Origin of the sequence: Sphingomonas populi (assembly GCF_004208535.1) — a bacterium.
In the GTDB taxonomy this organism is placed as follows: Bacteria; Pseudomonadota; Alphaproteobacteria; order Sphingomonadales; family Sphingomonadaceae; genus Sphingomonas; species Sphingomonas populi.
The window spans coordinates 34211-54062 of sequence record NZ_SGIS01000035.1 but is presented as its reverse complement, the minus strand read 5'-3'; the positions used below and the strand labels follow the sequence as shown (position 1 = coordinate 54062).

The 19852-nt window shown below is 66.4% G+C and carries 20 protein-coding genes; 15 read left to right on the top strand and 5 right to left on the bottom strand.

The features are described 5' to 3' along the window. Positions 1 to 277: 277 nt before the first annotated feature. The 3 genes from uvrC to EWE75_RS18935 all read left to right on the top strand — a co-directional run bounded on the left by uvrC (position 278) and on the right by EWE75_RS18935 (position 3888). Complete coding sequence (uvrC, locus tag EWE75_RS18945) at positions 278 to 2194, top strand: excinuclease ABC subunit UvrC (RefSeq protein WP_130159665.1); 1917 nt, start codon at positions 278 to 280, stop codon at positions 2192 to 2194. A 165-nt stretch (positions 2195 to 2359) separates the two neighbouring features. After that, positions 2360 to 3448: a helix-turn-helix transcriptional regulator gene (locus EWE75_RS18940; RefSeq protein ID WP_130159664.1), complete on the top strand. Its 1089-nt coding sequence runs from the start codon at positions 2360 to 2362 to the stop codon at positions 3446 to 3448. A 170-nt stretch (positions 3449 to 3618) separates the two neighbouring features. Further along, positions 3619 to 3888, top strand: coding sequence for a hypothetical protein (locus EWE75_RS18935; protein ID WP_130159663.1), 270 nt, complete (start codon positions 3619 to 3621; stop codon positions 3886 to 3888). Between the two features lie 164 nt (positions 3889 to 4052). Here the strand turns inward: EWE75_RS18935 and EWE75_RS18930 are convergent, their stop codons facing one another. Beyond that, positions 4053 to 5162, bottom strand: coding sequence for an NADH:flavin oxidoreductase/NADH oxidase (locus EWE75_RS18930; RefSeq protein WP_130159662.1), 1110 nt, complete (start codon positions 5160 to 5162; stop codon positions 4053 to 4055). A 60-nt stretch (positions 5163 to 5222) separates the two neighbouring features. Then, positions 5223 to 5525 (bottom strand): UBP-type zinc finger domain-containing protein, encoded by a 303-nt coding sequence (locus EWE75_RS18925; RefSeq protein ID WP_130159661.1) that lies wholly within the window; start codon positions 5523 to 5525, stop codon positions 5223 to 5225. 62 nt (positions 5526 to 5587) lie between these two features. On the opposite strand from EWE75_RS18925, the gene EWE75_RS18920 reads away from it, so the two are divergent. The 8 genes from EWE75_RS18920 (at position 5588) to EWE75_RS18885 (ending at position 12625) form a co-directional block, all read left to right on the top strand. Continuing rightward, positions 5588 to 6244, top strand: a complete 657-nt coding sequence (locus EWE75_RS18920) for an FABP family protein (RefSeq protein ID WP_130159660.1) — start codon at positions 5588 to 5590, stop codon at positions 6242 to 6244. Then, complete coding sequence (locus tag EWE75_RS18915) at positions 6241 to 6831, top strand: NADPH-dependent FMN reductase (RefSeq protein ID WP_130159659.1); 591 nt, start codon at positions 6241 to 6243, stop codon at positions 6829 to 6831. Before EWE75_RS18920 ends, EWE75_RS18915 begins: the two co-directional genes overlap by 4 nt. Before the next feature lie 50 nt (positions 6832 to 6881). Next, positions 6882 to 7367 (top strand): GAF domain-containing protein, encoded by a 486-nt coding sequence (locus EWE75_RS18910; RefSeq protein WP_130159658.1) that lies wholly within the window; start codon positions 6882 to 6884, stop codon positions 7365 to 7367. 122 nt (positions 7368 to 7489) lie between these two features. Continuing rightward, a complete protein-coding gene (locus EWE75_RS18905; RefSeq protein WP_231708448.1) occupies positions 7490 to 8455 on the top strand; it encodes an RcnB family protein in 966 nt (321 codons plus the stop codon). Positions 8456 to 8685: 230 nt separating this feature from the next. Next, positions 8686 to 9417 (top strand): DNA repair protein RecO, encoded by a 732-nt coding sequence (gene recO, locus EWE75_RS18900; RefSeq protein ID WP_130159657.1) that lies wholly within the window; start codon positions 8686 to 8688, stop codon positions 9415 to 9417. A gap of 77 nt (positions 9418 to 9494) precedes the next feature. Further along, positions 9495 to 10547: a 3-isopropylmalate dehydrogenase gene (leuB, locus tag EWE75_RS18895; RefSeq protein ID WP_130159656.1), complete on the top strand. Its 1053-nt coding sequence runs from the start codon at positions 9495 to 9497 to the stop codon at positions 10545 to 10547. Beyond that, entirely contained in the window at positions 10544 to 11647 is a 1104-nt protein-coding gene (locus EWE75_RS18890) for a glycosyltransferase family 2 protein (protein ID WP_130159655.1), read from the top strand. Before leuB ends, EWE75_RS18890 begins: the two co-directional genes overlap by 4 nt. Positions 11648 to 11662: 15 nt before the next feature. Further along, complete coding sequence (locus tag EWE75_RS18885) at positions 11663 to 12625, top strand: 2-hydroxyacid dehydrogenase (RefSeq protein WP_130159654.1); 963 nt, start codon at positions 11663 to 11665, stop codon at positions 12623 to 12625. On the opposite strand, the gene EWE75_RS18880 is transcribed toward EWE75_RS18885, so the two are convergent. Continuing rightward, positions 12622 to 14004, bottom strand: coding sequence for a phospholipid carrier-dependent glycosyltransferase (locus EWE75_RS18880; protein ID WP_130159653.1), 1383 nt, complete (start codon positions 14002 to 14004; stop codon positions 12622 to 12624). The two genes, EWE75_RS18885 and EWE75_RS18880, sit on opposite strands and share 4 nt — an antisense overlap. Positions 14005 to 14084: 80 nt before the next feature. Between EWE75_RS18880 and EWE75_RS18875 the strand changes: the two genes are divergently transcribed. The 4 genes from EWE75_RS18875 to EWE75_RS18860 all read left to right on the top strand — a co-directional run bounded on the left by EWE75_RS18875 (position 14085) and on the right by EWE75_RS18860 (position 16915). Continuing rightward, positions 14085 to 15293, top strand: a complete 1209-nt coding sequence (locus tag EWE75_RS18875) for a trans-sulfuration enzyme family protein (protein ID WP_130159652.1) — start codon at positions 14085 to 14087, stop codon at positions 15291 to 15293. A gap of 11 nt (positions 15294 to 15304) precedes the next feature. Continuing rightward, positions 15305 to 15703 carry a Co2+/Mg2+ efflux protein ApaG gene (gene apaG, locus EWE75_RS18870; protein ID WP_130159674.1) on the top strand — a complete coding sequence of 133 codons (399 nt, stop codon included), beginning with the start codon at positions 15305 to 15307 and terminating at the stop codon, positions 15701 to 15703. Positions 15704 to 15850: 147 nt separating this feature from the next. Next, the gene (locus tag EWE75_RS18865; RefSeq protein WP_130159651.1) at positions 15851 to 16642 is read left to right on the top strand and encodes a LysR family transcriptional regulator; all 792 of its coding nucleotides are present in this window, start codon (positions 15851 to 15853) and stop codon (positions 16640 to 16642) included. 12 nt (positions 16643 to 16654) lie between these two features. Continuing rightward, complete coding sequence (locus tag EWE75_RS18860; protein ID WP_130159650.1) at positions 16655 to 16915, top strand: hypothetical protein; 261 nt, start codon at positions 16655 to 16657, stop codon at positions 16913 to 16915. A 195-nt stretch (positions 16916 to 17110) separates the two neighbouring features. Here the strand turns inward: EWE75_RS18860 and tyrS are convergent, their stop codons facing one another. Both tyrS and EWE75_RS18850 read right to left on the bottom strand, forming a co-directional pair. Next, positions 17111 to 18340: a tyrosine--tRNA ligase gene (gene tyrS / locus EWE75_RS18855; RefSeq protein ID WP_130159649.1), complete on the bottom strand. Its 1230-nt coding sequence runs from the start codon at positions 18338 to 18340 to the stop codon at positions 17111 to 17113. A 13-nt stretch (positions 18341 to 18353) separates the two neighbouring features. Then, positions 18354 to 19850 (bottom strand): class I adenylate-forming enzyme family protein, encoded by a 1497-nt coding sequence (locus EWE75_RS18850; protein ID WP_130159648.1) that lies wholly within the window; start codon positions 19848 to 19850, stop codon positions 18354 to 18356. Between the last annotated feature and the right edge of the window lie 2 nt (positions 19851 to 19852).

Below are 19852 nucleotides of genomic sequence, written 5' to 3'. Positions count from 1 at the left end.
CACAACTTCGAACAACTCTCGAAAACCACGCACCTGCATCTCCCGGTCTTTCCAGAAGACGCTTCAGAATCCTTTTTCCTGCCCGGCGCTACTCCCTCCAGCTCAAATGCGATTCCCCTGCCCCGGAAGGGAGGGGCGGGGGGTGGGTCGGGGAATGTCGCACGGCAGCACCCGCCCCAAGCCAACCCACCCCCAACCCCTTCCTTTCAGAGAGGGGAGATATGAGCGTTCGACACTGCTGGTCTCAAGGCTCCCGAGTCCCTAGATCAGCGGCATCATGTCCGTGCCCAATGCCCCCGATCGCTTCAACGAAGAGAAATCGACCTACACCGTCCGCGGTTCCGACACGCCCGATCTCGAAGCGGGCGTCGCCGCGATCCGCAACGTGTTGAAAACGCTGCCGGTTCGTCCCGGCGTGTACCGCATGCAGGATGCGCGCGGCGACGTGTTGTATGTCGGCAAAGCGAAGGCGCTCAAGAACCGCGTCACCAATTACACCCAGATCGACCGGCTCTCGAAGCGGTTGCAGCGGATGGTCGCGCAGACGCGGTCGATGACGATCGTCACCACCAACAACGAGGCCGAGGCGCTGCTGCTCGAAGCGCAGCTCATCAAGCGCTACCGACCTGCCTACAACGTGCTGCTGCGCGACGACAAATCGTTCCCGTTCATTCTATTACGCGCGGATCATGAGTATCCGCGCATCCAGAAGCATCGCGGCGCGCGCAAGATCAAGGGCGACTATTACGGCCCGTTCGCGAGTGCCGGATCGGTCAACACCACGCTCAACGCGCTCCAGAAGCTGTTCCTGCTGCGCTCCTGCACCGACAGTTTCTTCAAGACGCGCGACCGACCGTGCCTGCTCTATCAGATCAAGCGCTGCTCGGCGCCGTGTGTCGAACGGATCGCGCAAGAGCCGTATCTGGAGCTGGTCGCCGATGCCAAGGCGTTCCTCGCCGGGAAATCGACCGAAGTGCAGGCCAAGCTCGGCCGGCAGATGGAGGCGGCGGCGGAGGCGATGGATTTCGAACTCGCCGCGATCCTACGCGACCGGCTGCGCGCGCTCACCTTCATCCAGGGCAGTCAGGCGATCAACGCCGAAGGCGTCGGCGATGCCGACATCTTCGCGATGGCGTGCAAGCAGGGCGTGATCGGCATTCAGGCGTTCTTCATTCGTGGCGGCCAGAATTGGGGCCACCGCAGCTTCTTCCCCGCGCACACTGCCGACGTGCCCGAGGACGAAGTGCTGACCAGCTTCCTCACCCAATTCTACGAGGAAGTGCCCCCCGCCAAAACGGTGTTCATCGATCGGGAACTGCCCGAGGCGGACTTGCTCGCCGAGGTGATGGCGACGCAGGCGGGGCGCAAGGTCGAGCTGTCCGTGCCCCAGCGTGGCACCCGGCGGCGGCTGCTCGATCAGGCCAAGCGCAACGCCGAGGAAGCGCTCGACCGCCGCCTTGCCGAGAGTACGACGCAGGCCAAGCTGCTACGCGAGGTCGCCGAACTGTTCGGACTGGGCGAACCGCCCGACCGGATCGAGATTTACGACAACAGCCACATTCAGGGCACCGCCGCGCTCGGTGCGATGGTGGTCGCGGGGCCGGAAGGGTTTCGCAAGGGCCAGTATCGCAAGTTCAACATCAAGACGGCGGCGACCAACGACGATTTCGCGATGATGCGCGAGGTGTTCCAGCGCCGCTTCGCCCGCGCGCAGAACGAAGACCCCGATCGCGATTCGGGCGACTGGCCCGACCTCGTGCTGATCGACGGCGGGCGCGGTCAGCTCAACGCGGTCAAGGACGTGCTCGAGGAAATGGGCATCGAGGACGTCTGCCTCGTCGGCATCGCCAAGGGGCCGCACCACGGCCGCGACGGGCGCGAGGTGTTCCACATGCTCGACGGGCGCGAATTCCAGTTGCCGATCAACGCGCCGGTTTTGTTTTACCTCCAGCGCTTGCGCGACGAAGTCCACCGCTTCGCGATCGGCGCGCACCGCGACAAGCGCAGCAAGGCGATCGGCGCCAGCCCGCTCGACGAGGTGCCTGGCATCGGCCCGGCGCGCAAGAAGGCACTGCTGATGCACTTTGGTACGGCGCGGGCGGTGCGCGGGGCGAGTCTGGAGGATTTGCAGAAAGCGCCGGGGGTGTCCCAGGCGGTGGCGCAGCAGGTGTACGATTTCTTTCATACATCATGATGACTTGAGCGCTTCTTGGGGCGCGTTATAAAAACGGACTGGCGAGGCCCGCTAGCGGTTGGTTGTGAGGTAGCGTTGCATTGAGAGGAAAGTGCGTGCGTGCCCCGTCCTGCCGCGCCGTCTTGGTCAAGTTTGAGACCATGCGAGTGAAGCGGGGCGTTTACGTTGGACCCTAACCATATTGTCGAAGCGTTTCGCCAAGCCGCGATCGGAATGACGAGTTGGACTCACGCGCTTCATCTCCTCAGCCAAGCCACGCATGCCAGAATCGGGCAATTAGCGGTCGCAAACGATGTCGGCGGGTTGGCGCTCAATCTGCTTGCAGGCGCAAGCGAGGATGAAACCGCAGCCTATCTTGCCGCTGGCGGACCTGACCCGGCGCTAAATCCGCGCACCCGCGCCGTAATGCGCGCCGCGGTGGGGCAAACCATCGTCGATGCGCAATTCATCGACGCGGCCGAAATTGATCGTACACCGATCTATCGATCGCTGTTTGCGCAATGCGATGTGCCATTCTCTTTGCAGGCGCGGCTACCCATTCGGGGTAAGTTGGCGGTTCTGTCGTTACATCGTTCCCGCTTTGCAGGGGAAGCGGACAGGTCGGAACAAGATTGGCTCGATTCGCTCATACCGGCCATCGCTGGAGCCGTTGATGCCGGCCTGACGTTAGGCCGGGATCGCAATGAGACGCTGTTGACCGTGGCCGAGGGGCTGACGGGACCGGTACTGCTGCTCGGCTCGGAGATGACGCTCATCGCGCATTCTCCAAGCGTCGAACCACTGTTCCGGGATTTACTGACTCTTCGCGATGGGCGCATCGCGGCGATCGACCGACTGGGGCAGTCCCGTCTGAATCAGGCCTTCACCCGTGCCTCCGGCACTCCCCTGTCTGGATCGGCGCGCACTATGCTGCGACGTACAAATGGTACGGCGGTGCCGATCGACTTGGTCGCGTTGCCGGAGAAGGTGTCCGGCCCGCTGTCCGCTGCGCGCGTATTGCTTTCGGTCCAACTCCCGCGTTTATCGGACGAGCATCAGGCGCGGCAGGATCTACGCGATATCTTCGGATTGACGCCGGCCGAAGCCGAAGTGGCGCTGTTACTTGCGGAGGGGTATTCGGCAGAGGCGGTTGCCGTTCACCGGCGATCGAGTGTCGCGACGGTGAAGAGCCAGGTGAAAATGATCTTCGGCAAAACTGGTGTCCAGCGGCAGGTCGATTTGGTCATTATGCTACGCCCGTTTCGATTTTTGTGACCAGCCCATCGAGTGCGTGCGCTCAGGAGATCATTCAACCGGCATTCGTCAGGTTCTTCACAAGGCTACCATACCCTCTTCGGGGGATGCGCTATCCCTTTTTGTCGGCAATTCGAGCCACGTACCGCGGCGCTGATGACGTGGACACTTCGAATTGGGGATGAAATATTATGACGCGTATCAAGGGCTTTATTCAGGTTTGTACTGGCGTCGGGTTGCTGGTGGCGGCCACGCCCAGCTTTGCCGGTGTGACAACCCAAGTTGGGTATGGCTTCACCCGACCGGTGGCCTGTGCGTCAGCAAAGAGAAGCGGCGCCATCGCGGCGCTGAGGCGCGGTGAGGTTACAGGCTATAGCGAATGTCAGTGCGAAGATTCCGGGGTTAACACCCAGCAAAGATGGTCCTGCAACGTCGATGCGTTTTATCGCGATCGGGATTGAGCGGCTCGCGATCACTGATCGCTGATTGGAAACTTCCGTCGAGAAATTGGCGGAAGTTTTTATGTATGCCGGTTCGACGATCCACTGGACACGGCGTCCGTAAATAGCGCTGCATTTTGAACGCACTTCATGGGCTTGCCGTTGCGAGCCACCCGGCTCACTCCTCAATCCCGCCCCTTCAACAGATCGCGATACTGGCGCGGTTGTGAGCGCAGATACTGGTTCGGCGCGGTCACTGTCGCGCCGAGTGCTGCCGCCGCGTGCCAGGGCCAGCGCGGATCGTAGAGGATGCCGCGCGCGAGCGCGATCAGGTCGGCGTCGCCGGTGGCGACGATCGCTTCGGCCTGTTCGGGTTCGGTGATGAGGCCGACCGCGACGACCGGCATCGCCACCGCCTGCTTCACCGCGCGGGCGAGCGGCACCTGATAGTTCGGGCCGACCGGGATCGCCTGGCGCGGATCGAGGCCGCCGCTCGATACGTGGATCGCCGAACAGCCGTGTGCTTCGAGCGCCTGTGCGAAGGCGATGGTCTGTTCGGCGTCCCAGCCGCCGGCCACCCAGTCACTGCCCGAAACGCGCATCGTCACCGGCTTGTGCGCGGGGAAGGCGTCGCGCACCGCATCGAACACTTCGAGCGGGAAGCGCAGGCGGTTTTCGAGGCTGCCGCCATAGTCGTCGTCGCGCTGGTTGGAGAGCGGTGAGAGGAACTGGTGGAGCAGATAGCCGTGCGCGCCGTGGAGCTGGATCGCGTCGATGCCGATCCGCGCCGCGCGCTTCGCCGCCGCCGCGAACGCATCGCGCAGGCGCTTGAGATCGTCACGGTCCAGCGCGAGCGGCGGCGTGTCGCTGGCTGCGAAGGGCAGCGGCGAGGGGGCGTACGTCTGCCAGCCATTCTCGGTGCCGGGCGCGATTTGCTTGCCGCCGAGCCAGGGCAGCTCGGTCGAGGCTTTGCGTCCGGCGTGCGAGAGTTGCAGCGCGATCGGCATGTCGGAGTGGCGGCGGACGCTTTCGAGCGTCCGCGCCATCGCCGCCTCGGTCGCCTCGCCCCACAGGCCGACGTCGCCGTAGGAGATGCGTCCCTCCGGCACCACCGCGGTCGCCTCGATCGTCAGCAGCGCCGCGCCCGAGAGTGCGAGCTGGCCGAGGTGGATGACATGCCAGTCGTTCATGCACCCGCCGACCGCCGAATATTGGCACATTGGCGCGATGACGATTCGGTTGGCGAGCGTGAGCCCGCCGAGGGTGAAAGGCTCGAAAAGTTTGGGGCCGCTCATCATTGCCTCGTTTGCGGGAGGGACGTTATCGTGTCGGAAGAGCCGCTGTGCGCGAGCCGCTCAATAATATCTCGGTATAGGTCCGCGTTGCGGGGTCTGGTCGGGCAGGTCGATCCCGATCTCGTCGACATAGCACCAGCCCCAGCCCTCGGGCGGGTCATAGCCCTCGATGATCGGATGGTGAGTCGCGTGGTAGTGCGCGGTGGCGTGGCGGTTGGGCGACTGGTCGCAGCAGCCGACATGCCCGCAGGCGCGGCACAGCCGCAGATGCACCCACCAGTCGCCGGTCTTGAGGCATTCCTCGCACCCTTTCGCGCTCGGCGTTACATCGGTGATCGTGGCGCTGTGCTGGCAACTGGTCATGCTGGCCTCCGTTCGATATTGCGCCGCACTACCCAAACGTCTCAAGCGCAGAAAGGGTGGCGATGCCGATTTTCCCCGAAGATGTCTTCACCGAGCTGACCGACGTCGATCCCGATACGCTCGCCAATCTCGGCCCGCTGACGCGGCTGGCGGGCGGCTGGCAGGCGCGCAAGGGTGTCGATGTGAACCCCAAGGCCGATGGCCCCGAGCGGCGCGTGTTTATCGAGACGATCCAGTGCGATCCGATCGACCCGCAGGCCAACGGCCCGCAATTGCTCTACGGGCTACGCTATCACATCCACATCACCACCGAGGAAGAGGATATCACCTTCCACGATCAGGTCGGCTATTGGTTGTGGGAGCCGAAGACCGGCGTCGTGATGCAGACGCTCGCGATCCCGCGCGGGCAGGTCGCGCTCGCGGGCGGGCAGGCCAAGCCCGACGACGACCGGATCATCGTCAAGGCCGAACGCGGGCAGACCGAATATGGCATCTCCTCGACCGCGTTCCTCGAATATGCGTTCCGCACCGACAGCTACCAGATTGAGGTGGTGTTCAACGCCGACGGTACGTGGAGCTACACGACGGACACCGTGCTAAAGGTCCACGGTCAGGATGCGCCGTTCGCGCACCGCGACCAGAACACGCTGACCCGGATCAGCGATCCCAAGTCCAACCCGTTGAAGGCAATCCTCGACGCGAAGGCCGCCAAGGCGTGAGCGACCGTATCCTGATCTTCTACGGCTCGTATCGGTCCGATCGGCAGGGCATCAAGCTGGCGCGCTTTCTGGTCGATGGCTTCGCGGCGCGCGGCGCGGATGTCGAACTGATCGACGCCAAGGCGATCGACCTGCCGATGCTCGACCGGATGTACAAGGAATATCGTCCCGGCACCGCTCCCGCCAGGCTGGAGGCGCTGGCGGGCAAGATCCGCGCGGCGGATGCCTTCGTGTTCGTCACCGGCGAATATAATTGGGGCATCCAGCCCGGCCTCAAGAACCTGACCGATCATTTCCTGGAGGAATGGTTCTGGCGGCCAGCCGCGATCGCCAGTTACTCGGCAGGGCGGTTTGCCGGCGCGCGGGCGGCGACGGCATGGCACGGCACCCTCTCGGAAATGGGGATGGTCGTCACCTCGACACTGCTCGCGGTCGGCGGGATCGGCGGGGCGTTCGATGCCGAGGGCGTACCGACAGGTGAGGGCGGTGCCGCCGCCGCGCGCGCCTTCCCGCGCTTCGCCGATGATCTGGCGTGGTGGACCGAGGCGGCGCGCGCGCAGCGCGCGCGCCGTGACCCGCCATATTGATGTGGACAGCGCCAACCCCGACATAAGCCGCCCGAACCCGGAGCCTCAGCATGTACGCCTTTGATATCGACGCCGCCTCGAAGACCGATCTTTACCGCGATCTCGCCGGCGCGCTCGACGCGCTGACCGCTGATGAGGTCGATCCGATCGCCAACATGGCGAACATGGCGGCGCTGCTGTGGGAATATCTGCCCGATCTCAACTGGGCGGGCTTCTACCGGCTGGTCGATGGCGAACTCGTGCTCGGGCCATTTCAGGGCAAGGTCGCGTGCATCCGCATCCCGCTCGGCAAGGGCGTGTGCGGCACGGCGGCGGCAACGCTGGAAACGCAATTGGTCGAGGATGTCCATGCCTTCCCCGGCCACATCGCTTGCGATGCCGCGAGCCGGTCGGAGCTGGTCGTGCCGATCGTCTATCAGGGGCAATTGCTTGGCGTGCTCGATCTCGATAGCCCGCTGCCGGCGCGCTTCGACGCGGGCGATGCGGCGGGATGTTCCGCCCTGGTACGATTGATTGCGCCCCGTCTGGTCGGCTGATCCGTTTCGGCACACAATCCTCAACCCGTCGCTGGTGAACGCGGCATCGATTTGATAGCCTGACCGTTATTCAGTCGAAACGGTGCGCGGGGTTTGTGGCGCCGAACGGGAGTGTTTTGACCATGCGAAACCAGACGATCGCCACTTTGGCGCTGATCGGTGCTGCCCTTGCCGCGCCTGCGGGCGCGCAACGTGTCGGCATGGCGCCGAACGGCGGCTTTCAGGGCGCGATGCCGGGACGGCCTGCGCCATCGATGCCCGCGCCCGCAGCGTCGCAGCAACCGCATTGGAACGGTGGCGGCGGCCAGCAGGGCTGGAACGGGGGTGGCCGCGCGGGCTGGAACGGCAACGGCGGCCAGCAGCATTGGAATGGCGGCGGTCAGCAAGGCTGGAACGGCAATGGTGGCCAGCGTTGGAATGGCAATGGCGGCGGTGTTCGTCCCGGCGGCTGGAACGGGCGGCCCGGTGGCGGCTCACATTGGGGCGGGCGGGTCAATGGCCGCTGGTCGGGCGGCTGGAACGCGCCGGGTGGATGGAACGCCTATCATCGCCCGTCGCGCGGCTGGCGCCTGCCGAGCTACTGGTTCACGCCGAACTTCTACGTCAGCGATTACGGCCTCTACGGCCTCGCGCCGCCGCCCTACGGCTATACCTGGACCCGCTATTACGACGACGCAGTGCTGGTCGACGGTTCTGGGCGCGTGCGCGACTATGTCGGCGGGCTCGACTGGGACCAGTATGACACTGGCTATGATTCGGGTGATTATGACGACGGCTATCAGAGCGACGGTGGCTATGGCGCATCATACCCCGCGCCGCCGGCTGGACCGGGCTATGGAGCGCCCGGCTATGTTTCGGGTGGCAGCGGCGTGACGAGCTATTCGACCAGCGGCGGCTATTCCGCGAACGGCTATTATTATCCGCCCGCGACGACGACCACCGTCACCATCCAGCAGGCGCCTTCGGTGACGACGACCACCACCGAATATGTCGAGACGGTGAAGACCCGCTATGTCGCGCGCAAGGCGTGGAAGCCCAAGCGCAAATGGCACCCCAAGCCGCGGATCAATTGCCTCTGCGGTAGCTGAAGTCGGCCGCTTTGATACACGGTTCTCCCGCGAAGGCGGGAGTCCAGAGCGGCGAACGTTGACGCTTGTGGCTCTGGACTCCCGCTTTCGCGGGAGAACGGTTTATGTATCGGCGAGAGTCGTGGAACGATTTCGGGGTGACGAAGTGTTCCTGGCGATCCGCCGACCTTTGCAAAGTCTTACGAGGTGTCGGCGTTCCGCCCGGCGGCGGATTGGCCTAACGTGCCGCCATGCAATTCCGCGCCGAAGCCATCGTTCTCGCCGTCCGCCAGCATGGCGAGCATGGCGCGATCGTGCGCGCGCTGACCGCCGAACATGGTCTGCAGCCCGGCTATGTGCGCGGTGGCCGTTCGCGGCGGCTGCGGCCGATCCTGCAACCCGCTAACCTCGTGCTGGGCGAATGGCGCGCGCGCACGCCCGACCAACTCGCCCAGCTTTCGGTCGAACTGGTCGAGAGCCGCGCGGCCTCGCACGCCGAGCCGCTTCCCGCCGCCGCGCTCGAATGGGTGACGGCGCTGACCGCGAGCGCATTGCCCGAGGCTCAGCCGTACCCGCGTATCTATGCCGCGCTGACCGGCGTGATCGGCGCGATTGCGGCGGCGCCGGCCGCGCGCGATTGGGCACTGGCGCTGGCGCGGTACGAACTGCTGTTGCTGGCGGAGCTCGGCTTCGGTCTCGATCTCGGCGTGTGCGTCGCGACCGGGGCGAGCGGCGATCTCGCCTTCGTCAGCCCAAAGAGCGGTGGCGCGGTGAGCCGTGGGGCGGCGTTCGGCTATGAGGACAAGCTGTTTGCGCTGCCGCCGGCTTTGCTCACTGGCGGCGAGGCCGATTGGTCCGATATCCTCGCGGCGTTGCGCATCACCGGGCATTTTCTCGCGCGCGATATCCTCGCCGGGCAGGTCGCCGGCCCCGCCGATGCCCGCGCCCGGCTGGTCGAGCGGTTGAAAAGGGCGGTTGCGTGATGCGCGCGGCGGCGGCAAAGGCGGCTTCGCTCCGCTCGTGACGGAGCATTGGCAGGCTCTGTCCGAACGGAAACGATGTGACGACGATTGCGATTTTGGCCGGTGACGGCATCGGCCCCGAAGTAACCGCACAGGCGCGCCGCGTGCTCGAAGCGCTCGATCTCGATCTGACGTTCGAGGACGCGCTGGTCGGCGGCGCGGCCTATTTCGCGGCAGGCCATCCGCTCCCGCCCGAAACGCTCGACGTCGCCAAGCGCGCCGACGCGATCCTGTTCGGCGCGGTGGGTGATCCGCGCTGCGACGCGCTCGAACGCAGGTTCCGGCCTGAACAGGCGATCCTCGGCCTGCGTGCCGCGCTCGGCCTGTTCGCCAACCTCCGCCCGGCGACGTTGTTCCCGGGACTGGAAGACGCGTCCGCGCTCCGCCCGGAGGTCGCGCGTGAGATCGACATGGTCATCCTGCGCGAACTCAACGGCGACGTGTATTTCGGCGAAAAGGGCTTTCGCACCGCAGCCAACGGTACGCGCGAAGGCTATGATGTGATGTCCTACAACGAAGCCGAGGTGCGCCGCATCGCCGTGGTCGGTTTCGAAATGGCCAAGCGCCGCAAGAACAAGCTCTGCTCGGTCGACAAGGCCAACGTGCTGGAAACCTCGCAACTGTGGCGCGATGTCGTGGTCGAGCTGTCCGCCGACTATCCCGAAGTCGCGCTGACCCATATGTATGTCGACAACGCCGCGATGCAGCTCGTGCGCAATCCCGGCCAGTTCGACGTGATCGTGACCGGCAATCTGTTCGGCGACATCCTCTCCGATCAGGCAAGCATGTGCGCGGGTTCGATCGGCATGCTGCCGTCGGCTTCGCTCAGCGCGTGGAGCGGCGCGAATGGCCTGTACGAGCCGATCCACGGCTCCGCGCCCGACATCGCCGGCCAGGGCAAGGCCAATCCGTGTGCGGCGATCCTGTCGGCGGCGATGCTGCTGCGCCACTCGCTCAATCAGGAAGAGGCGGCATTGAAGATCGAGGCGGCGGTGTCGGCGGCTTTGGTCGCCGGCGCGCGCACCCCCGATCTGGGCGGCACCATGACCACCAGCGAGATGGGCGACGCCGTGCTGGCCGCACTGGTGTGAGCCAGCCGCTCGACGTCGCGGTCGTCATCCCGACCTTCAACGAGGTTCGCAACGTGCCCGTGCTCGTCGCACGGCTCGATGCGGCGCTCGCAGGTCGCGCATGGGAAGCGATCTTCGTCGATGACGACAGCCCCGACGGCACTGCCGACGCCGCGCGCGAGATCGCCCGGCGCGACAGCCGGGTGCGCGTGATCCAGCGGATCGGGCGGCGTGGCCTGTCCTCGGCGTGCATCGAAGGCATGTGCGCGACCGCTGCGCCTTTGGTGGCGGTGATCGACGGCGATCTCCAGCATGACGAGACGATCCTGCCGGCGATGGCCGATGCGCTTAACGCCGACGCGAGCCTCGACGTGGTGATCGGATCGCGCTTCGTGAGCGGTGGCGGCACCGGCGACTGGGATCGCGACCGGGTGGCGAAATCCGCTTTCGCAACAAGGCTTTCGCGGCGGGTTCTCAAAGCCGATCTCACCGATCCGATGAGCGGTTTCTTCATGATCCGCACGAAGATCGTGCGCGATCTCGCGCCGCATCTCGCCGCGATCGGCTTCAAGATCCTGCTCGACATCATGACCGGCGCGCCGCACCCGCTCAAATTCCTCGAACTGCCCTATACCTTCCGCGTCCGCAGCGAGGGCGAGAGCAAACTCGATCATGTCGTCGCGATGGAGTTCCTTATCGCGCTCTACGACCGGATGTTCGGGCGGATCGTGCCGGTGCGCTTCGCGATGTTCTCGGCGATCGGCGCGATCGGGGTGGGGGTGCATATGGGCGTGCTCACGCCGATCCTGCTGGTGTGGGGCGACCGCGCCTTCCTGCTCGGGCAGGTGATCGCGGCGATGGTCGCGATGACGGTGAACTTCTTTCTCAACAATGCGCTCACCTATCGCGACCGGCGGCTCACGGGCTGGCGGCAGTTGCTTGATGGCTGGGTGTCGTTCTGCGTCGTCTGTGGGGTCGGGCTGGTCGCCAATGTCGGCGTCGCCGGCTTCCTGCACGAAGCGCGCGACGGCACCTGGGCGACCGCCGCACTGGTCGGCGTGCTGATCGGCGCGGTGTGGAATTATGCGCTTTCCTCGCGGTTTACGTGGGGACGTTACTAACGGATCGGAGCTGCCATGACGCCGGAAATCCTGATCGGAGCGCCGATGCCGCCCGCTGTCGTCGCTGCGCTGGAGGCGGCGTTCACGGTCCACAAGCTCTGGGAGATCGAGGACAAGGCGGGTTTCTTCGCAGGTGCCGGCAAGCGCGTGCGCGGGCTGGCCGCGAGCACTCTGGCCGGCCGCATCGATGGCGCGCTGATGGACAGGCTGCCGGCGCTGGAGATCATTTCGAACTTCGGCGTCGGCTACGACACTGTCGATGCGGTCGCTGCGGCCGAGCGCGGCATCATCGTCACCAACACGCCCGGCGCGCTCGATGATGAGGTGGCGGATCTGACGGTCGGGCTGCTGCTCGCGACGCTGCGCCAGCTTCCGCAGGCCGATCGCTTCGTCCGCGAGGGGCAATGGCCGCAGGGGCCATTCCCGCTGTCGCCGACGTTGCGCGGGCGGCGGATCGGCATTCTCGGCCTGGGTGCGATCGGCAAGGCGATCGCGCAGCGGCTGGAAGCGTTTGGGGTCGAGATCGCCTATCACACCCGATCGCGGAAAGACGACGTAAGCTACGGATATCACGACACTTTGATTTGGCTTGCGGCGGCGAGCGACGTGCTGATCGCGATCGTGCCGGGCGGCGCAAGCACACGCCATATCGTCGATGCCGAGGTGCTGGCGGCGCTTGGTGCGGACGGTGTGTTCATCAACGTCGCGCGCGGCAGTGTCGTCGATCAGCCCGCGCTGATCGCCGCGTTGCAGACGGGTACGATCCTCGCCGCCGGCCTCGACGTGTATCAGGACGAGCCGAATGTACCGGAGGCGCTGATCGCGCTCCCGAACGTCGTGCTGCTGCCGCATCTCGGCTCCGCATCGGTACATACGCGCGCGGCGATGGGGCAACTCGTCGTGGACAATCTCAAGACGTGGTTCGCCGACGGCAAGCCGCTGACGCCGGTCGCCGAGACGCGGCATCTGTTAGCTTAGGGCCAGCTCGGAAACCACATCCAGCGGTGGAAGCTCTGCGGCCCCGCCAGCGGCGCGGCGGAGAGGATCGGGTAGAAGAAGGCGAATAGCCCCAGCGCGACCAGCAGCGCGCCCTCGTCCCACCGCGCGAAGCGGCCCTTGCAGAAACGCTGCAACGTGGCGGCGATCGCGACCGGCAGGAATATGCTCGGCAGATAGTAATAATAGAAAAAGCCGAGCGATTTCGGGATGATGATCCACGGCAGATATGCGCCCGCCCACAGCGCCGCCGCGCCGAGCAGCGCGAGTGATCGCTCGCGCCAGCCGACGTAGGCGCAGGCCGCCACGGCGACGAGACCGCCCCACAGCACCGCCGGGTTGCCGATCATCAGCACGCCGCGCGTCGCGCCATCGACATATTCGTAGAGATACCAGATCGGCCGGATCATCAGCGGCCAACTCCACCATTGCGACTGGTAGGGGTGGCTCGGCAGCACTTCGGTCTGCTGCGCGTACATATTGCCCTGGAACCACAACAGCCGATCGAGGCTGAGCGGCATGTCGTGATAGTAGAACATCGGCGCGAAGGTCGCGAAATACACCCCCACCGAGACGATGCCGAGCGTCATCAGCGCCGGGACCGCCGCCAGCCCCGGCCAGTGCCGATGCCCGCGCGCGTTGAGCGCCCACCAGACCGAGCGGCCGGCGCGACGCGTGTCGACCAGCCGGATCGTCAGGAAGGCGAGCCCCGCATAAGCGACGAACGGCACCGCCGTCCATTTCGCCCCGACCGCGAGGCCGAGCAGTACGCTTCCCGCCAGCCAGCGCGGCCACGCGGCCGTGGCGGACTCCGCCCGCATCGACCACAACAGCATCGCGGTCGCCAGCACGACGAACATCGCCATGAAGCCATCGAGCATCGCGATCCGCGCCTCGATGAAGATCGTGAAATTGAGCAAGGCGAACGCCGCGCCGAAGGCCGCCGTGCGCGTGCGGCCGAACATCAGCCATACGATCCAGAACACGCCCAGCACCGTCGCGGTGCCCGCCACCGTCGAGAAAGCGCGCCAGCCGAGCGGGTTATCGCCGAACAGCGCGATGCCGGCGGCGATGATCTCCTTGCCGACCAGCGGATGCTCGGTGTTGGCGGGCGCCGCCAGCGTGAGCAGCTTTCGCGCGGCGGGCACGTAATGGACCTCGTCGAACATCACCGTATGCGGGATCGTCAGCCGGTAGCTGAACAGCGCCTGCGCCGTGATGCCGATCAGCGCGGCGACTCGGGCGGGACGCCTCCAGCCATGTTCCCCCGCGAAAGCGGGGGTCCAGAGCCACGAACGCAGCGCTGCTTGGCGCTGGACCCCCGCTTTCGCGGGGGAACGGGATTCATCGGTCGCTGGCATCGCCCGGCTATTCCCGCTTCCACCCCCGGTTTCAAGCGAGCCATTGACGGGAAGGGACCGCGAGCGGCAAAGCGGCTCCCATGAAACGCCGTACCGGACAAGACCAGAGCATCACCCGCCAATGGCGCCCCGCGACTCAGGCCGTGCGCGGCGGAACAGCGCGCAGCGAATTCGGCGAAACCTCCGAGGCGATCTTCCTCACCTCGGGCTATAGCTATGATTGCGCGGGCGACGCCGCCGCGCGCTTCGCGGGCGAACAGGTTGGCATGACCTATTCGCGGCTCCAGAACCCGACCGTGGAGATGCTCGAAGGCCGCATCGCCTTGCTCGAAGGCGCCGAGGCGTGCCGGACGATGACGACTGGCATGGCGGCGATGACCGCCGTTCTGCTTTGCCAGTTGCAGCAGGGCGATCACCTCGTCGGCGGGCGCGCCGCGTTCGGATCGTGCCGCTGGCTGACCGACACGTTGCTGCCGAAGTTCGGCATCGAGACCACTGTCGTCGATGCGCGCGACCCGCAACAGTGGATCGACGCGGTGCGGCCCAACACCAAGGTGTTCTTCTTCGAGACGCCCGCCAACCCGACGATGGACGTGGTCGATCTCAAGGCGGTGTGCGGCATCGCGCGCGAGCGCGGTATCACCACCGTGGTTGACAACGCCTTCGCCACGCCAGCGCTCCAGCGCCCGATGGAATGGGGCGCCGACGTCACCGCCTATTCCGCCACCAAGATGATGGACGGGCAGGGCCGCGTGCTCGCCGGGGCGGTGTGCGGGACGAGCCAGTTCATCAACGACGTGCTGCTCCCGTTCACACGCAACACCGGGCCGACGCTCAGCGCGTTCAACGCCTGGGTGGTGCTGAAAGGGCTGGAGACGCTCGACCTGCGCATCCGTCGCCAGAGCGAGAACAGCATGAAAGTCGGCGCGTTCCTCGAAGCGCGCGTGCCGCGTATCCTCCACCCCGGTCTCGCCAGCCACCCGCAGCACAACCTCGCGATGACGCAGATGGACGCGTGCGGGCCGATCTTCGCGTTCGAGGTCGATGGCGGCCGCAAGCAAGCGCACGGGCTGCTCGACGCGCTCGCGCTGGTCGACATCTCCAACAACATCGGCGATTCGCGCTCGCTGATGACCCACCCCGCATCCACGACCCATTACGGCGTCGCCGAGGAGAAGCGGATCGAGATGGGGGTGACCGAAAACCTGTTGCGCCTCAACGTCGGCCTCGAAGATCCGCAGGACGTGATCGAGGATCTCGATCAGGCCCTGACGAAAGTCGGGTTATGATCGGCGATATGGTGAAGTCTCTGTTCCCGCACGTCGCCGAGACGCTGGGCGTGGTGGTGCGTGTGTCGGTCAGCTATTTGCCCGAACAGTCCGAGCCGGCGCGCGGGCGCTGGTTCTGGGCCTATCATATCCGCATCGAGAACGAGGGCGACCAGACCATCCAGTTGCTGACCCGCCACTGGGTCATCACCGATGGACGCGGCGCGCGCCATTCGGTCGAGGGTGAAGGCGTGATCGGCGAACAGCCGCTGATCGCGCCGGGCGCGAGCTACGATTACGTGTCGGGCTGCCCGCTCGCGACGCCGACCGGCGGAATGCAGGGGACGTATCACATGGTCGGCGCGGACGGCGAAGGGTTCGACGTGGAGATCCCCAAATTCGCGCTGCTCGCGCCGGCGGTGGGGGCGTGAGACTCCCCTCCCGCTTGCGGGAGGGAAGCGACATTCTCCCCTCCCGCTTGCGGGAGGGGCTGGGGGAGGGCATGTGCGCCCGATGATGCGTATTCCCGGACAGGCCCTCCCCCGACCCCTCCCGCGAGCGGGAGGGGAGAAGGTGGCATGAAACGCACCCATCTCCCCTTGAACGGCCTGCGCGTGCTCGATGCCGCCGCGCGGCATTTGTCGTTCACCCGCGCCGCCGACGAGTTGGCGGTGACCCCCGCTGCCGTCGGCCAGCAGATCCGCGCGCTTGAGGATACGCTCGGCGTCGTGCTTTTCCGCCGGACCACGCGCGGGCTGGAGTTGACGCCCGAGGGCGAGGCCGGCCTCGAGGCACTCCGCACCGGCTTCCTCCAATTCGAGGAAGCCGTCCGCGCGATGCAGGCCGGGCAGACCTCCAAGTCGCTCACCATCGCCGCGCCACGCGACTTCACCGAAAAGTGGCTGATGCCCCGGCTCGCCGAGATCGCGCGCGGCGACGGCGAATTGCGCTTCGCGATCGTTTCGGCGGACGAGACGATTGACTTCACCGAGGCCAATCTCGATCTCGCGATCCGCTGGGGCGACGGCCCCGGCGAGCATGAGGGCGAAGCGCTCGAATCCGAGGGCATGGTCACGGTCGAGCGGCCGGGCGGTGGCGTCGATACGCGGATTTCCTGGCCGGGCTGCCTCAACGACGAGTCAGTGTCACTGGTCCGTGTCGGCGATGCCGGCCTCGCGATCGATGCTGCCGCCGAGGGGCTAGGCCGCGCGACCGTGCCCGAACTGCTCGCCGCCGCCGATATCGCGGCGGGGCGTGTGGTGGTCGCGAGCGGCCCCAAACCCTTCGCCAAGGGCTATTGGCTGATCGCACCCTTGCCCCAGTGGCGGCAGAAGAAGGTACGCGCGCTGGTCGAAGCGCTGATCGCATGAGCGACGCGACACATGACTCCGCCTGATCTCAACGACCCCGCCGCGCGCGCCGCTTATGCCCGTGAGCTGCGCGCGATTGCCCGCCCGGTGCGGCTGATGGGCGTCGCGCTGGCGGTCGCGGGCGCTTTGCTCGCAGCGCTCCAGCGCACGCGCTATCCGGCGATCCCGACGGTGCTGCCGCTGGTGTTGCTCGCGCTCGGCGCGCTGCACATGCTCGCCGCCGTGGCGGTACGGATGAAGTACCACCAGCGGCGCATGAAGGGCGATCGTTAGAGCCTGATGACATCACCTTCCCCCGTTCGTGCTGAGTAGGGATCGAGTAGGCGCTGGCGCCGTATCGAGAGCCCGTATCGAAGCGCAGGTGGCGCGCGGGGCCTGTCCTTCGATACGCTACCTCGATACGCCCTTCGGGCTACTCGGCAGCTACTCAGGACGAGCGGGGTTACTTAGCGTCATCGCGGGATAGGTTTACGCCGAGGCGACGAGCAGCCCGTGATGCTTTTTGCCGGCGGCGATCCGCACCGGCTCGGCGCCTACCGCGACGATCAGCGCCTCGTCACTCACCTTGTCGTCGCCGACGCGCGCGCCGCCGCCCTTGATGAGCCGCTTGGCCTCGCCCTTCGACGTGACGAGGCCAAGCCCGACCAGCGCGTCGAGAATGCCGATGCTGCCATCCACCGCCAACGTCGGCAGCGAATCGCCAGCGGCGCCTTCCTCGAAGGTACGGCGTGCGGTTTCGGCCGCCTCGGCGGCGGCGACTTCGCCGCGGCACAGAGCGGTGGCGGCGTCGGCGAGCACCTTCTTGGCGTCGTTGATCCCGGCGCCTTCCAGCGCCTCCAACCGCGCGATCTCGTCGAGCGGCAAATCGGTGAACAGCCGCAGGAAGCGTCCGACGTCGCGGTCGTCGGTGTTGCGCCAGAACTGCCAGTAATCATACGCCGAGAGCTGCTCTTCGTTGAGCCACACCGCGCCCGACATGGTCTTGCCCATCTTGCCGCCGTCCGCCGTGGTGATGAGCGGCGTGGTGAGGCCGTACACCGTCTCGCCCGCGACGCGCCGGGTCAGCTCGATGCCGTTGACGATGTTGCCCCATTGGTCCGATCCGCCCATTTGCAGGCGGCAACCGGCGCGGCGGGTCAACTCCAGGAAGTCATAGCCCTGCAGGATCATGTAATTGAATTCGAGGAAGCTCAGCGATTGCTCGCGCTCCAGCCGCAGCTTGACCGAATCGAAGCTCAGCATCCGGTTGACCGAGAAATGCTGGCCGATCTCGCGCAGGAACGGGATGTATTCGAGCTTGTCGAGCCAGTCGGCATTGTCGACCATCACCGCGTCGGTGGGGCCGTCTCCGAAGGTCAGGAAGCGTTCGAACACGCGCTTGATCGAGGCGACGTTGGCGGCGATCGTGTCGTCGGTGAGCAGCTTGCGCGCCTCGTCCTTGAACGAGGGGTCGCCGATCTTGCCGGTGCCGCCGCCCATCAGCACGATCGGCTTGTGGCCGGCCTGCTGGAGCCGGCGCAGCATCATGATCTGGACGAGGCTGCCGACGTGGAGCGACGGCGCGGTCGGATCGAAGCCGATATAGCCGGGCACGATCTGCTTGCCCGCGAGCGCGTCGAGCCCGTGCGCGTCGGTGAGCTGGTGGATATAGCCGCGGCTGGAGAGCAGGCGGAGCAGATCGGAGCTGTAGTCTGTCATAATGCCGCGCCGCTTACAGGCTCGAAGCCGTCCTGAGTAGAGGGGATGCGCGCACGTCGCGGCGGAGCAGCTTGCCGAGTTCGTTATAGGGCAGCGAGTCTAGCACCGCGATCCGTTCGGGGACGTGCGAGGAGCGCAATCGTGCTTTGACGAGCGCGCGCATTTCGGCGGGCTCGGGGGCGGCGTGGCCGGGGCGCAGCACCAACGCCGCGCCGATGCTTTCGCCCCATTCAGCGGAGGGCAGGCCGACCGCGCAGGCCTCGGCGATGGCGGGGTGGGTGAGCAGCACCGCCTCGATTTCGCCGGGCGAGATGTTCTCGCCGCCGCGCACGATCACGTCGTCGGCGCGACCAGCGAGGAACAGATAGCCGTCGGCATCGCGCCAGCCGAGGTCGCGCGTGGCGAACCAGCCGCCGGCATCGCGCGCGTCGCGGTCGCGATATTCGCCTGAGACCTGAACGCCGCGCGCATACACCTCGCCGCGCGCGCCGGCGGGAAGGGGGATACCAGCCGTATCGCGGATGTCGATTTCGATGCCGGGCAGGGGCCGCCCCGCAGATCGCAGTCGGGCGCGCACCGCTGGGTCGCCACTGGCGAACGCTGCCCGATGATCCTCCGGCGTGAGCGACGCGATCGTCGCGCAGGTTTCGGTGAGGCCATAAGCGTTGGTGAAGCGCACGTCGGGAAAGCACTCCAAAGCGCGTTCGAGCAGCGCAGGCGGCATCGGCCCGGCGCCGTAGGACAGCGCCGTCAGCGAGGCGAGACGATCGTCGCCGTCGAGATGGTCGAGGATGCGCGCGAGCATCGTCGGCACCACGAAGGCATAGGTCGGCGCCTCCGCCTCGGCGAGTCGCAGCCACGCTTCCGGCGCGAACGCCGGCAACACCAGCAGGCGGCGGCGCGCCTGAACGGCGGTCAGTACGGCGACGACGTTGGCGACATGATAGGGCGGCACGCTGACCAGCGAGCCTTCCTGCGCGCCTGCCTTTGCCGGCGTAGCGGTGGCGGCGACATAGGCGAGCAGGTGCCGATGCCGCAGCAGCGCCGCCTTGGGTGCGCCGGTCGTGCCGCTGGTGAAGATCTGGACGGCAATGTCGTCGCCGTCGCTTTCGACTGCGCTCGGTGTTGCAGCTTGCGCGGCTGCGACGAACGCAGCGGCGCTCGACACGGTCGCCGCCGCGCCCAACCACGCCGCCCGGTCGTCGCCCGCGATCAGCCACGCGGGCGCGATCCGGTCGAGCAGTGCGGCGACCTCCGCATCGGCGCGGCGGTAGTTGAGCGGCGCGAACGGCAGACCGGCGAGCGCGGCGCCGAACAGCGCGATCACGCCCGCCTCGCCATTGCCGTCGAGCAGCGCCACGTACCGCGCCTCGCTTTCCCGGAACAGCGTCGCCGCACCCCGCGCCGCTGTCCACAGAGCGGCATAGCTCCAGCGACGGCCCTCGCAGACCAGTGCCGTCCGGTCGCCGTCCTCCTCGGCGGCTTGGCGGAGCATGTCGGCGATCGTCATGC